This is a genomic window from Nostoc sp. DedQUE05 (assembly GCF_034530955.1).
Taxonomy (GTDB): domain Bacteria; phylum Cyanobacteriota; class Cyanobacteriia; order Cyanobacteriales; family Nostocaceae; genus Nostoc.
This window is the reverse complement of record NZ_JAVRCB010000001.1, coordinates 76,794-91,486: the sequence shown is the minus strand read 5'-3', so window position 1 is coordinate 91,486 and position 14,693 is coordinate 76,794. Positions and strand designations below refer to the sequence as shown.

At 42.5% G+C, this 14,693-nt stretch carries 8 protein-coding genes; 4 read left to right on the top strand and 4 right to left on the bottom strand.

Annotated elements, in window-relative coordinates; translation table 11 throughout:
- Positions 1-197 precede the first annotated feature (197 nt).
- The 4 genes from RMZ42_RS00380 to lepA all read right to left on the bottom strand — a co-directional run bounded on the left by RMZ42_RS00380 (position 198) and on the right by lepA (position 8,722).
- Positions 198-2,063, bottom strand: coding sequence for an alpha-amylase family glycosyl hydrolase (locus RMZ42_RS00380; RefSeq protein ID WP_322669525.1), 1,866 nt, complete (start codon positions 2,061-2,063; stop codon positions 198-200).
- Between the two features lie 425 nt (positions 2,064-2,488).
- On the bottom strand, positions 2,489-3,676 hold the full coding sequence (locus RMZ42_RS00375) for a glycosyltransferase family 4 protein (RefSeq protein ID WP_322669524.1): 1,188 nt from the start codon (positions 3,674-3,676) through the stop codon (positions 2,489-2,491).
- 216 nt (positions 3,677-3,892) lie between these two features.
- Positions 3,893-6,568: a PAS domain S-box protein gene (locus RMZ42_RS00370; RefSeq protein ID WP_322669523.1), complete on the bottom strand. Its 2,676-nt coding sequence runs from the start codon at positions 6,566-6,568 to the stop codon at positions 3,893-3,895.
- A gap of 342 nt (positions 6,569-6,910) precedes the next feature.
- On the bottom strand, positions 6,911-8,722 hold the full coding sequence (gene lepA, locus RMZ42_RS00365; RefSeq protein WP_322669522.1) for a translation elongation factor 4: 1,812 nt from the start codon (positions 8,720-8,722) through the stop codon (positions 6,911-6,913).
- Between the two features lie 627 nt (positions 8,723-9,349).
- Here lepA and RMZ42_RS00360 point away from each other — a divergent pair.
- The 4 genes from RMZ42_RS00360 to RMZ42_RS00345 all read left to right on the top strand — a co-directional run bounded on the left by RMZ42_RS00360 (position 9,350) and on the right by RMZ42_RS00345 (position 14,524).
- Positions 9,350-9,586 carry a hypothetical protein gene (locus RMZ42_RS00360; RefSeq protein ID WP_094353260.1) on the top strand — a complete coding sequence of 79 codons (237 nt, stop codon included), beginning with the start codon at positions 9,350-9,352 and terminating at the stop codon, positions 9,584-9,586.
- Positions 9,587-9,765: 179 nt separating this feature from the next.
- Complete coding sequence (locus RMZ42_RS00355) at positions 9,766-11,541, top strand: sensor histidine kinase (RefSeq protein ID WP_322669521.1); 1,776 nt, start codon at positions 9,766-9,768, stop codon at positions 11,539-11,541.
- 440 nt (positions 11,542-11,981) lie between these two features.
- Positions 11,982-12,212: a NifU family protein gene (locus tag RMZ42_RS00350; RefSeq protein ID WP_012408256.1), complete on the top strand. Its 231-nt coding sequence runs from the start codon at positions 11,982-11,984 to the stop codon at positions 12,210-12,212.
- 77 nt (positions 12,213-12,289) lie between these two features.
- Positions 12,290-14,524, top strand: a complete 2,235-nt coding sequence (locus RMZ42_RS00345) for a glycoside hydrolase (protein ID WP_322669520.1) — start codon at positions 12,290-12,292, stop codon at positions 14,522-14,524.
- Positions 14,525-14,693: the final 169 nt, after the last annotated feature.

Sequence of the window (14,693 nt, the reverse complement as noted above, 5' to 3'; positions counted from 1 at the left end):
TTAACGAAAAATGTGCAATTTAGACGCGCACTAGCTTAACTGTGGCACTAGATCGGGTAGAATTTCCAGCGTACAGGTCTTGTACTGTTTGTTAACGCAAAATAACGCAGAGCGATCGTTAATTCTCTGCGTTACTGTGCAAAAATCTCTACATTGCTTGTAGCGTTTAATTCTGGCCAGATCGAACCTAAAATAGATTAGGTATTGGTTGTCACTGTCCAGATCCTTCCGTAGTTACTGGGAATAGTTACCCAATATTCTGAATAACTGGGAACGTCGATTAAATTGTTTTCACCATTTAGTTCTTCCTGATAATTGCCAGCAATTGGGAACCAGAAGGGTACATTTCGATCGCGATCGCTAAAGTTAAGTGCTACTAGGCTAAACTTGTTACCATGTTTGCGCGAGAATAGCAGCACATTTTTGGAATGATAGCGGTCATAATCGTTGTAAAAGAAATGGTCGCCTTCCGTAAACTGCGGTTGCTGACTACGCAGTTTAATCAATTTGCGTACTAAGGAAAGTACGCTCTTACCAATGGGGTCATAAAAATAATCCCATCGTACAGGTCGAAGCAACATCACTCTACCAAAACCTTGTTCTGGCAGGAAATAGTTTTCACCAAATTCCTGACCTTGCCACAGTAGCGGAATCCCTTTACCAGTGAAAATCCCAATTAGGTAAGGCTGGACTTTATACCATAAGTCACGATTACCTTCTTTTAATAAATCATTCTCGCGGGCGATCGTATCAAAGTTACAAACAAAGCGGGAGTGGTCATGATTTTCTATATATTGCAGTGCTGTTTTAGCAATTTTGTCACCATTGTTTGTAATCTCTGAAGGATAGCCATCTAAACCAAGTTTAAAGCCAAGATTAGCTAAATCACCTTTATTTCCACGAGCTACACTTTCAGCTACACCAAAAGTTTCATTTTGCCAAGTAGAGTTGGTATAAGTTTGTTCGAGAATCTCTTTTGGGCCTTCTAATTGTTCAGCACACTGAATCAAATTGATCGTGTCATCGCTTGTGTCATTGTTAAAGAATCTCTGCCAATACTCGCCAGCTTGTCTCTTTTCTTTGACTGTTTTGTAAGTGTTAAAAACTAAGTTAGCGTAACCAACTCCTGTAGAACCATCCCAATAATTGGGTACGCAGTCATAGCGAAAACCATCGACATGATAAACATCTAGCCAGTGATAGTTGACTGTATAGAAAAAGTCTTGGGTAAACTTGCGATTATAGTCTGTGCTTTCGCCAAAATAATCTTTAGCAAATGCCCCCATAAAAGGATTCTCACGATACCCTAGTTTTCTGTAAACATAAGAGTATGGAAAACTATCGCCAGTGTGACCATAAACGGCATCTACAATTACAGCAATGTTGTTTTGATGTGCCGCATCAATTAAACCTTGTAAATCTTTTCTTTTACCAAATCGTTCATCTACACCAAAATAGCCAATTGGTAAAAAACCCCAATCTACTGTTAAGGCTACATTGGAAAGTGGCATAATTTCCAGACAATTAACTCCTAAATCGGCTAAATAGCCGAGTTTGTCAATTGTTCCATCAATATTGCCGCCGAATTCATCAATCATCAATTCGTAGAGAACAATATCTTTTAAGTTTGGAGTTTTCCAAGTTTTTTCCTTCTGGCTCCACTCATATTGTTGATAGCCGAGTGTGAAGGCTGATAATTTCCCTACACCAAATTCTCTGGCAAAAGGGTCAATAATCCAATCTATTTCTCCCCGATCGGGATTTTGCAAGCAATAGCGGTAAACATATCTACCTGGTTCTCCCCATGCAGATTTGGCACTGGGTTTTGATTGAGTTTTGATATCTATTTGAGTTGACCAATAATCACCATACTCTGAGTCGATAGAATGCTTGAGTTCAAATTCTAAGGGCTGAATATCTTGGAGAAATTGATCTTTTTCGTGGATAATTTTAATTATTAGCCGATTTCCATCCTTTTGAGAAACCCAAGGTAGAAATAGTCCAAAATCAACAATACCGTTGGCTTCTCTAGCTCCTAGTTTATCCAAAGGAAGCAGTTTCATATAGTCATCCTTGATGAATTAGCTTTTTCTCGTGTTATATCATGTCCGCCAAATTACCCATAATAAAAGAACCCCACCCCCAACCCCTCCCCGCCTGCGGGAAGGGGAGACAAAGCACAGCTTTGGCGGGGTGGGGTTCTTCGAGTTTAATAAGCAATCAAGCGGACATGATATTACTGATTTCGGAATTCCAAAAATACAGCATAGTTCAGGAGTAAAACATGCTTTATACCTGAGTAACAGATTTAGCTTGTGTACCTTACCAACTTGAACTATGCTGTAATATCTAAAACCAGATTAAATTTGCACTACTCCAGAAATTGCAGCAGTACCAGCTATAAACTTATCAAAGGTTGATTAAGGATTTATGCAAGTTCAAATAAAATTTTAGCTCCCCAACTTCTTAAAGAAATCGGGGAGCTATCTTACCACGATATTTGCGATCGCTCTTGCACAACTTGCTGATATACTTGCTCAGTTTGCTTGGCGAGTTTCGGCCAGCTAAAGCGGCGCTCTAAATCCTCATAAGCGTTATCCACCAGCCATTGACGATAACCTGGATTTTTCAACACTTCCAAAATTCCCCAAGCTAAAGAATCGGGATTATTCACCCAAGTCACAATGCCTGTTTTGGTATGTTGCACCACTTCTGGAAAACCACCAGTATCAGAAACTACTACAGGTACACGAGAAGCAAAGCTTTCTAAAGCCACAATTCCAAAGGGTTCGTAAAGACTCGGAAAAACTGCGCAGTCTGCGACAGTTTGAAATTTATCTAAGTATTCATCGGAGAGAAAACCGGTAAAATAGCAATGATGCCAAATTCCTAAATCCCAGGCTTGGCGCTTGAGATGGTCAGTATTGCCGCCACCAACAATTACAAATTTCACGTTACCTCCCATTTCTGAAAGGATTTTGGGTGCGGCATTAAGTAATATAGGTATACCTTTTTCGTAGGTCATACGACCGAGGTAGTAAACTATTTTCTCTTCGTCTGCGGCAAATTGGCGGCGAAAATCCAGAGCATGAAAATCTGTATGATGCTGTTTCTTTTCGGCTCGGATACCGTTATAAATGACATCGATTTTATCCCAAGGAGTGTAGAGCGCTCGTTCTACTTCTTGGCGCATATATTCGCTACAAACAATAATCCGCCAAGCATTGTAAGCTAGCAAGGTTTCTTTGCCATTTATATAACCTTGAATCTCTGTGTGAATACCGTTGTATCGTCCGTATTCAGTAGCATGAATTGTGGCAATTAGTGGTATTTTAAAATTATGCTTGAGAGCGATCGCCGCATCTCCGACTAACCAATCATGGGCATGAATTAAATCAAAGGGCCCTTCTTCTAAAATCAATTTACCACCGTGATCTCCCATACTCAAATTGAGATTCACTACCCAGTGGAAAAAGTCGTTACTGTATGCCACTGGCACTCGATGTATCTTTACTCCTTCAACAACCTCATACATCGATGCGTGACCAAACTCAGCTGTAATCAGGTGAATTTCATGTCCTAGCTTTACCAGCTCCGGGTACAACTCCGCCACATGTCGCGCAATTCCCCCAATAATCCTTGGTGGAAACTCCCAACTCAGTACCAGTATCTTCATCTACTAGACTCCCCAACACTTTATAAATATCTAACAAACTACATTTACCTAAAAATACAAGTCTGGCGAATGCAGTGAGTACTTTTACTAAAATTTTTAGATTTTTTAACAGTGATTTTGTTAAAGGTTATCAACTGTGTAGGCTAAGGAGAGAAAGCAAGGTATAGTAATAATTCGTAATCAGAACAATTGAGCCTCCCCTTCACAACTCACTTGTCAAGAAGGGGTAACGACGGAAACGGCATGAACTCGATCGCGTCCTTGCTGTTTGGCTACATAAAGTGCTTTGTCTGCTGCATTAATCAAGTCTGGCGGCGAAATTTCGGAATTTGGCACAATGCTAACAACACCTAGACTAACGGTAACACGATCGCACACGCGAGACTGAGCATGGGGAATGGCTAAGTCGCGCACTGCTTGTCGAATAGTTTGAGCTACATAGATTGCTCCTTGAATCTCTGTATTAGGCAGAATGATAGCAAATTCTTCTCCACCGTAACGAGCGACTAAATCGGCTGGACGCTTAACAATATTTTTGAGGGCATTTGCTAATTGCCGCAAACAATCATCCCCTCCTAAATGACCATAAGTATCATTGTAGAGTTTAAAAAAATCGACATCTAACAAAATTAAAGACAGTGAAAGTTGCTCGCGTTTGAGTCGTTGCCACTCAGCTTCCAGATATTGATCGAATCGGCGGCGATTGGCTATTTGAGTCAAGCCATCTAGAGTAGCTAATCTTTGTAATTCTTCATTGGCAGCTTGCACTTGCTGGTAAAGTACTGATTGATGAATTGCGATCGCTACTTGACTAGCCAATTGCTGCAACAAATTCACTTCAAACGCTTGCCAATAACGAGGTGCGGTACACTGGTGAACAATGAGTAAACCCCAGAGATGCTCTTCATTCAAAATCGGCACTATTATAGCCGCTTTAACTCGATAGAGTTGTAATAACTCAAAAACCTCGGCTGAAAAATCAGATTCCTGAATATTATGGAAGACTTTAGGTAATCCCTGGTAATAGTCGCTAAAATCTTGTTTGAGCGAAAATGGGTGCATTGTCAGTTCTAATCTCTGAGGATAGTTATCACCCACTGATTTTGCCGCAAAATTCCCACTTCCGTCAGATTGTAACTGGTAGATAGCTACGGAATCTGAACCTAAACACTGGCGAATACTATTTACTGTTGTATTCAGAACCTCCTCCAAATTCAGTGATTGCCGAATCTGTTGAGTGACTTCAGTAATTAACCGTTCTCCCTCTGCTTGCTGTCGCAACATCACTTCAGCTTCTTTACGAGTGCTAATGTCTTCTACCGAGCCAAGAATCTGCGTTGGAGTGCCGTTAGCATCTCTGGCAAATACGACTTCTCGTGTATTTAGCCAACGCCACTCTCCATTTTTGTGTCGGAATCGGTATTCAGTGGAAAGTACTTCATTGTCGTTCAGGTTGACAAAGCGATTCGGTATGTCATAGCAGAGGTATCGATCGTCTGGATGAAAGCAATTCATTAGCCACTGCGGATCTGCGTTACAAAATTCTTCTGGAGAGTAGCCTAAAATAGCCACACTTTTCTGATTAAGATAGATACTTGTTCCTTGTAAGAGGTCAAACAAATACAAAATATGCGGTATAGTATTAGCAACCTTTTGCAGAAAGTCTTGACTGGAGCGCAATGCCTCTTCAGCTTTGTGGCGTTTCTGAAGCGCGACTTTATATTCAGTAATATCTCGTCCTTCAAAGATCAGTAGGGTAATATGCCCGGTTCGATCGAGTATAGGACGCAGTGAGAAATCAATCGCGATCGCTTGACGATCTCGACCTAAAATCTCAACTTCATAGCGAATAGATTCACCCTTAGCAGCAGCTGCGATCGCAGTTTTTAATTGCTCTTGAGTATTTAGAGAAATTGTCCACCACTTTGCTTCCCAAAAAGGCTTGCCAACTACTTCTTCTCGATTAATCCCAGCAAAGTCTAGTGCTGTTTGGTTGGCTTCTAATACAATTCCATTCGGCTGAAGCAATCCGATAAACTGAATGGTTTGATTGAAAATCGCCCGGAATTTTTGTTCATTTTCACTTAAAGCTTGTTCTACCAGTTTGCGATCGGTAATATCTCGTCCAACAGATTGAAGTTCTACAATCGCACCTTGGTCATCAAATATCCCTCGAACAATCCACTGCGTCCACCGCACTCCTTGGCAAGCTACAACGCGATTTTCAATGGTGATAACGGGATTTTCTAAGCTAATGGAATTTACCAGACTAAAAACACGTTCTTGGTCTTCCTCAAACACAACAGGTTTGTAGTGCTGACCGATAATTTTGTCTCGCTCCAGTCCAAAAAATCGACAGTAAGCTTCATTGATAAAGGTAAAAGTGCCATCTGGTAAGCCTCTAGCAATCAATTCTGTTTGGTCTTCGAGGATGGTACGATAAAGTTCTTCGCTCTCTTGTGCTTGTTTGCGTAAACAAAATTCGTCATAGACATCGCTAATATCCAATACTAAACCCTGAAGTAGCTGAGTTTGTCCATCGGCACAAAAAACGAGATTGGCTTGGTTTCGTACCCAAATTGTTCTGCCATCGCGCCTAATCATCCGATACTCAATCCTCAAAGGCTCTCCGGTAGCGATTGTAGTGTTTACAGCTTGCCAAAGGCGATCGCGATCGTTTGGATGAGTGTAATCTAACCAACTATTGAATAAACCAGAATTCCAATCTTCGGGAGCAATGCCCAATAATTGTTGCAGTTGCGGACTAATATAGGCTTCATTTGCAGTGGTATTAATCGGTGAGATATATACAACGCCCGGAATTTGTTCTACGAGAGTGCGATATTTTCGCTCTGCCTCAGAGAGTTTTTCTTGGGCCTGGTTGCGACTCATGATATTTTGGGTAGTGGTATAAAAGTAGTGATTTTTCTCTTTTCAGTCCTTATATAGCAAGGGTTTCAGTTTCTGCTATCACTATATATTTACCACTACCTTAGAAAATATACCAACAGCAAGTTACCACTATTTCTGAAAAGATGCTGGAATTTTTCACTTTCTTTGTGGTCTGGGGAATGGGTTTGCGGGTAAAGGATGTATTCAAAACCTTTCCCCTTTACCCTTTCCCCTTTAACCGAAGCGTATTGAGGGTATTTTTCTCCTGAATTCTGCTGTATGTTTTTTCCGGTTGAGATGTAGGCGCAAGTAGCCAATTGTTTTTGGATAAACACTCTTAAATTAGCTTTGATCCAAGCGCAGTACTGCCATAAAGGCTTCCTGGGGTACATCTACAGTACCTACAGATTTCATCCGCTTTTTACCTTTTGCTTGCTTCTGCAAAAGTTTTTTCTTGCGACTGATGTCACCACCGTAGCATTTGGCTAACACATCTTTGCGCAAAGCAGGGATGTGTTCGCTGGCAATAACTTTACTGCCAATAGATGCCTGAATTGGCACTTTGAATTGATGGCGGGGAATTAGTTCCTTGAGTTTTTCTGCCATTGCCCGCCCGACGTTGTAAGCTTTATCTCGATGCACAATCATCGCCAAGGAATCGACGGGATCGCCGTTAATCATGATATCCAACTTCACCAGAGGATTTTCACGGTAGCCAATAATGTGATATTCCATACTGGCGTAACCGCGCGATCGCGATTTCATCTGGTCAAAAAAGTCAGTTACAACTTCCGCCAAAGGTAGCTCATAAGTGAGGGTGGTTCGTCCTTGGGCAAGATATTTCATATCTTTGAAGATGCCCCGACGATTTTGTGACAACTCCATCAAGGTGCCAACATAAGTTTCCGGGGTAATCATCTCTACTTGGACGTAGGGTTCTTCAATTCTTTCGCGATCGTTGGGAGAAGGTAAACGGCTAGGATTATCGATGTACAGTTCCTCACCTTTGATGGTAATCACCTTATAAACCACCGAGGGGGCTGTAATGATTAAATCCAGGTTATACTCCCGCTCTAGACGTTCTTGGACAATTTCCATGTGCAGCAAACCCAAGAACCCGCAACGGAAACCAAACCCCATCGCGCTCGAAGTTTCTGGTTCGTAATGCAGCGCTGCATCGTTGAGTTCCAGCTTTTCCAAGGCTTCCCGCAAATCTTCAAATTGATCGGCATCAATGGGGAACATCCCACAAAAAACCATCGGGTTCGCTTCTGCGTAACCTGGTAAGGGTGCCTCAGCTTTCGCTTTACTGAGGGTAATTGTGTCTCCTACCCGTGCATCAGCTACAGCTTTAATTGCCGCTCCCAAATAGCCTACTTCCCCAGCGTGCAGTTCATCAACTTGCTTTTGAGTGGGAGAAAGAACGCCTAACTCATCAATTTCAAATTCTTTACCCGATGCCATTAAATGGATGCGATCGCCTTTTTTCACGGTGCCATCCATCACCCGGAAATACACAATTACTCCCCGGTAACTGTCATAATAGCTATCAAATATTAACGCTCGTAAGCGTTCATTTATCGTATTTGGCGGTGGCGGTATCCGCTCGACAACTGCTTCTAAAATCTCATCAATCCCAATTCCTTCTTTAGCAGAAGCTAGAATTGCCCCACTGCAATCTAGACCGATAATTTCTTCAATTTCGCCAATTACCCGTTCTGGTTCAGCCCCCGGCAAATCAATTTTATTCAAAACCGGGATAATTTCCAGGTTATTCTCTAACGCTAAATATACATTAGCCAAAGTTTGCGCCTCCACACCTTGGGACGCATCTACTACCAATAGCGCTCCTTCACAAGCAACAAGAGAGCGGGAGACTTCATAAGAGAAATCCACGTGTCCCGGAGTATCAATCAAGTTCAGCACATACTGCTGACCATCCTTAGCTGTGTAGTTCATCCGGGCAGCTTGCAGCTTAATCGTAATGCCGCGCTCCCGTTCCAAATCCATATTGTCGAGAAACTGTTCCTTCATCTGTCGGTCTTCAACAGTGCCAGTAGCTTGTAGCAAGCGATCGGCGAGGGTTGATTTCCCGTGGTCGATGTGAGCAATAATACAAAAATTGCGAATGCGAACTGCGGGAACGTCAGTCATATACTATCTTTGCCTTAGCAGCAACCAAAGTTAAAAGGGCAATTTACTTAATGTATTTTAATGCTTTCTTTGCCAAGACGCTGCTTTTACTGGGGACTGGGGACTGGGGACTGGGTATTGGGTATTGGGTATTGGGTTTTGGGTATTGGGTATTGGGTTTTGGGGACTGGGGATTGGATAGTAGAAAAATTATTTCCCAGTTCCCAGTCCCCAGTTCCCAGTCCCCAATCCCCAGTCCCCTCTTCACCCCATCTTGAACTTTCGATCTAAATAGGTGGACATTTAAGAATATTATGAAGGTCTATTTGTCGCTGCTAGTATTCAACAGTTAGGAGCGTACAATAAATGTAAATAAGTACATCTAGGGATCGTGTCGGGAGCGTGGGCAATTGCGACTGCTAGTTGCCCGTAATCGCTGATTTATCAGCAAAATTTATAAAGCCATTGTCTAGTCAGTTATATGAAAAATGCGATTTAAAACTTAAAGCTGTTACTTTGGTGCTATTTCAGGGAATTATTGAACTGTGCCCTTGAAAATTTTTCAGCGAATTAGCCCAAATAATGAATATAACTACTTTACAAAGCTTTAGACAAAACCAATTCAAAGAATTCAGAGTATATAAACCTATGAATATGAGAGAGAAAACTACCAAAGCGGAAAATACACCAGCCGATAAGGTAGAAATTGCTGTCCGCCTAGACTCCGAGTTACTAGAGCAAATTCAGCATCTCACCAATGACCCAAGTAAAGTAATTGAGGTGGCGATTCGCCAGTGGTTACGGGGTGAACTCCTCAGAGATGACGAACTAACGCGCACGCCTGTGCGTACTCCTGTTCCTCCTCGCGGTGAATGGAACGATTAACGCCATTGCCATTATTTAACTGTCAATGCAAGTTAAAAAAAGTAAAGTTTGCCAATCTGGTTTTCAGAACAATAAAAAATACCCCATCAAACACAAAAAAGCTGTAAAAATTTATGTATAAATTTCAGCGGCTTTAGTAAAATTACGGTCGGATACCCTTTGTCTATCCAACTCAATTAATGACTATTACTGCCAATTCCCAATTGTCAAATGTATTTTCCCAAAATCTGGAATCTATTACCAGTAAGACTGATGGCTCATTACCAACTCTAGGAGCCGAGTTAGTTTATACGCAAGATGGGGCAGGGCGCTATCTGACCTTTTGTTGGCAGTACAGCGAACTCCTGGGGTTAAATACTGAAAAAATAGTTGACGAGCTGAACCAGACTCAAACCTTTGCCCCAGTGGATAAGGTTAGTTATTTGGAACGATTGCACCGAATTTTGACAAGTTTGGTGCCAGAAAGGTTTCAATGTTGGTTTAGCTATCAGAAAGAATTATTTGAGTTGGACTTAGCGATCAGTCCGATTATGCCGAGTTTGGGAACCACTGCCACTACCGTTTTAGTGATGGGACGCTTAATACAAGCGACACTCAACAAAAAACAACCGCGCGTGGCATCAAAAACGCCCACACAAATAGAGTTGGCTTTGCGATCGCAGCAACACCAAAAATTGGTAAATCGCATTACCAGAAATATTCGCCGGACATTAGATTTAGATATTATTTGGCAGCAAACAGTTGACAGTTTGGGGAAAGCACTGCGGCTAGAACGCTGCATTATTTGTCCTTATCAGCCCTCAAGCTCAAAAGTGCAGGTGAAGGCTGAGTATCGCCAGCCAGAACTCAAATCAATGCTTGGCTTGGATATAGATATAGCTTCTGAGCCTGCCTTTGCTCAAGCCTTGGCAACCCTAGAACCAGTTACGATGGAAGTGCCTGGATACAAAGAGTCTGGGCGGCAGAAAACTTTAGTAGTTGCGACTTGCTATCAAGACCAAGCCAATGGATTGGTTGCCTTGAATTGGCAGGATGAATGCTATACATTAACAGAATCGGAATTAGAACTGGCAAAAGAAGCAGCAGATCAATTGGGAACTGCGATCGCTCATGCTACTTTATATGAAGAATTAGAAATAGCGCGTCAAAAAGCCGAAGAAGCTTCCCGCCTCAAAAGTGAGTTTCTAGCTAATGTATCCCATGAAATTCGTACCCCCCTCAACGGTATGATTGGCTTTTTAAAGCTGATTTTGGAAGGGATGGCAGACGATCCAGAAGAACAAAATCAGTTTTTAGCAGAAGCTCACCACTTATCGATACATCTGCTGAATATCATCAACGATATTTTGGACATTGCCAAAATCGAAGCTGGTAAAATGGAGCTAGCTTACGCTCCAGTTAAGCTAGATGAGCTATTCAGTCATGTAGAAGGTTTCATGCGTCCCCAAGCAGAAATGAGAAACCTCAGCTTTCAGATGCAAATGCCTGCTACCTCTGATGAAATCATTGTCCAAAGCAACTACCAACGGTTGCTACAAGTGATGCTCAATTTGGTAGGTAATGCCATTAAATTTACTCATGAGGGTGGCGTCACTGTCAGCGCTGATTTAGTACTCAAAAAGGCGAATTTTCAGGTGAACTTTCAAGAGCAGCAATTTCCTGGCATGGTGAGAGTACGTGTGGCAGACACTGGTATTGGTGTTTCCTTAGATAAACAAGATAAATTGTTTCAATTATTCTCTCAGGTGGATGGCTCCCGGACTCGCCAGTACGGCGGCACAGGTTTGGGACTGGCAATATCCCAAAAGCTAGTGGAGGCTATGGGCGGTGAAGTACATTTTTATAGTTTGGGCGAAGGACTTGGCTCAACAGTCACATTCACCGTGCCACTATATCAACAACCAGTCATGGTTTCGTCTAATGATAGCGACTCAACAAGTAGTGCTGAATGTTAGTCATTGGTCATTAGTCATTTGGAAGATTACCAGTACTGGGTTTTGAGTTTTAAACTTGAAAGTTTTTTAGTAATTATTATTTAATAACCATATTGGGCATGGGGATTGGGAAAAAACCTTCCTTATCCGTCACCTCCTGGCGTTCTCTTCAGGACTTTAACCGCTAAAGTAGAGTAGGAGGGCTTGCACGACAAATTGTTCAGCTAATCTAATATCAAGTTGCTAAAATCAGCAGTGGTTTAGTCAAAAGTTATTAAAAACTGACACCTGACAATCTAGCGGCAATTAGATTTAGGATCGATTTAACAAAGCTGAAAAATAAAATTTTGGATAATGGTTAATGAGTAACCGCGCATCTGGCACAGAGATCATTAATGCCCCATGCCCCATGCCCAATCCCCCATCCCCAATGTCCATCATTAACTTAGCAGGTCTAAACTATGGAACTCACAATTGACAACGTTGAAACAGTCTTAGATGAAATGCGCCCTTATCTTATGTCTGATGGCGGCAATGTGGAACTAGTAGAACTCGATGGGCCTGTTGTAAAACTGCGCCTGCAAGGTGCGTGTGGTTCTTGCCCCAGTTCTGCAATGACCCTGAGAATGGGTATTGAGCGCCGCCTCAAGGAAATGATTCCCGAAATTGCAGAAATTGAGCAAGTGGTGTAAAAGTTAGGAGTTAGAAGTTAGGAGTTATGAGTTTGAATCAACTCCTAACTCCTCATTCTTAACTCCTAACTATTTCTATGTCCCATCCTCTCTACATCGCTTTTATCTGGCATCAACATCAGCCGCTGTACAAGTCCCCTGGCAGCGGCGTTTCGCTATCTCTGAGTCAGCAGTACCGTCTTCCCTGGGTACGTTTGCATGGAACTAAAGATTATCTGGATTTAGTATTGCTTTTAGAGCGGTATCCTAAGTTACACCAAACGGTAAATTTAGTTCCATCGCTGATATTGCAACTCGAAGATTATATTGCTGGTACTGCTTTTGACCCTTATCTCACAGCCAGTTTGACACCGGATGAGCAACTTACCCAGCAACAGCGCGAATTTATTATCCAACACTTTTTTGATGCTAATCACCATACCCTGATCGATCCGCATCCCCGCTATGCCGAGTTGTACCAGCAAAGACAGGATAAGGGGCAAGCTTGGTGTTTAGCAAATTGGGAATTGCCAGATTATGGCGATTTGCTAGCTTGGCACAATTTGGCTTGGATCGATCCGCTGTTTTGGGATGACCCGGAAATTGCTGCTTGGTTAAAACAGGGACGGAATTTTACTTTAAGCGATCGCCAGCGCATTTATTCCAAACAGCGAGAAATCTTGAGCCGGATTATCCCCCAACATCGGAAAATGCAGGAAGCGGGGCAGCTAGAAGTTACCACCACGCCTTATACTCACCCGATTTTACCCTTACTAGCTGATACTAACTCCGGTCGGGTAGCTGTGCCCAATATGACACTACCGAAGCAACGCTTTCAATGGGCAGAAGATATCCCCCGCCACTTGCGGAAAGCTTGGGACTTATATAAAGACCGCTTTGGGCAGATACCTCGTGGTTTATGGCCTTCAGAACAATCAGTAAGTCCAGCAATACTTCCAGATATTATTAACCAAGGATATAAGTGGATATGCTCAGATGAAGCCGTCTTAGGGTGGACGCTGAAACACCTTTTTCATCGAGATGGGGCGGGGAATGTGGAGCAACCAGAATTGTTGTATCGACCCTATCGCCTGCAAACCGCCGAGGGTGACTTGTCAATTGTGTTTCGCGACCACAGATTATCAGACTTGATTGGTTTTACTTATGGTGCAATGCCTGCAAAAAAGGCAGCAGCAGATTTAGTGGGACATTTGCAAGCGATCGCTAAAAAGCAAAGAGATAGTCATAGCGAACAACCTTGGCTAGTTACCATCGCCTTAGATGGAGAAAATTGCTGGGAATTTTATTCCCAAGATGGCAAACCATTCTTAGAAGCTTTATATCAAAGTTTGAGCGATGAACCCCACCTCAAACTCGTTACTGTCTCCGAATTTCTGGAAGAATTTCCAGCCACAGCCACTATTCCCGGAGGGCAACTACATAGCGGTTCTTGGGTAGATGGCAGTTTCACCACCTGGATCGGCGATCCCGCCAAAAATCGTGCTTGGGATTACTTGACAGAAGCAAGGAAAATGCTTGCAAGTCATCCCGAAGCGACGGAAGAAAATAACCCCGAAGCATGGGAAGCATTGTATGCCGCAGAGGGTTCCGACTGGTTTTGGTGGTTTGGTGCAGGACACTCCTCAAATCAGGATGCCATTTTTGATCGGTTGTTTCGAGAACATCTGTTTGGCATTTACAAGGCATTAAATGAACCTATACCGCCCTATCTCAAGCAACCAGTGGAAATCCATGCAGCACAAGCAAACCACACCCCACAAGGGTTTATTCACCCCGTCATTGATGGTAAGGGTGACGAACAAGATTGGGACAAAGCTGGACGCATAGAAATCGGCGGGGCGCGGGGGACGATGCATAACAGCAGTGTTATCCAGCGACTTTGGTATGGGGTAGATCACTTAAATTTCTATTTGCGGCTAGACTTTAAAAGTGGCGCTGCACCAGGACGGGATTTGCCAACAGAATTGAATTTGTTGTGGTTCTATCCAGAAAAAACAATGGTTAACAGCCCAATTCCGTTGGCAGATGTACCAGATGCAGCCCCACTTAATTACCATTTCCACCATCTTTTAGAAGTTAACTTGCTGACGCAATCGATTCAGTTTCGGGAAGCGGGAGACAATCATCAATGGCATCCCCGTTTCAGTCGCGCTCAAGTAGCAATAAATAGTTGTTTAGAGTTGGCAGTACCGTGGGCAGATTTGCAAGTTCCACCAGATTATCCTCTGCGTCTGATTTTGGTGCTTGCAGATGAAGGGCGTTTTTCCAACTATTTGCCAGAAAATGCTTTGATTCCCATTGAGGTGCCTTAACATTTAATATTTTTGGTGTTATACCATTTCACGAAATACCTATTAGGGGCGTACATCTGTATGCCTCTACAGAGGATTCATTGATGTTGCAAAGATTTTTGCAAATCATATTTAATTTTTTTAGTTTTAAATATATTTGGCTATATTACAAACTGTATATTTAGACTAA

Bases quoted from the DNA above. Each gene is read 5' to 3' on its own strand.
- RMZ42_RS00355 (WP_322669521.1), top strand. From the start codon at position 9,766: ATGACTATTACTGCCAATTCCCAATTGTCAAATGTATTTTCCCAAAAT.
- RMZ42_RS00380 (WP_322669525.1), bottom strand. From the start codon at position 2,063: ATGAAACTGCTTCCTTTGGATAAACTAGGAGCTAGAGAAGCCAACGGT.
- RMZ42_RS00360 (WP_094353260.1), top strand. From the start codon at position 9,350: ATGAATATGAGAGAGAAAACTACCAAAGCGGAAAATACACCAGCCGAT.
- lepA (WP_322669522.1), bottom strand. From the start codon at position 8,722: ATGACTGACGTTCCCGCAGTTCGCATTCGCAATTTTTGTATTATTGCT.
- RMZ42_RS00375 (WP_322669524.1), bottom strand. From the start codon at position 3,676: ATGAAGATACTGGTACTGAGTTGGGAGTTTCCACCAAGGATTATTGGG.
- RMZ42_RS00345 (WP_322669520.1), top strand. From the start codon at position 12,290: ATGTCCCATCCTCTCTACATCGCTTTTATCTGGCATCAACATCAGCCG.
- RMZ42_RS00350 (WP_012408256.1), top strand. From the start codon at position 11,982: ATGGAACTCACAATTGACAACGTTGAAACAGTCTTAGATGAAATGCGC.
- RMZ42_RS00370 (WP_322669523.1), bottom strand. From the start codon at position 6,568: ATGAGTCGCAACCAGGCCCAAGAAAAACTCTCTGAGGCAGAGCGAAAA.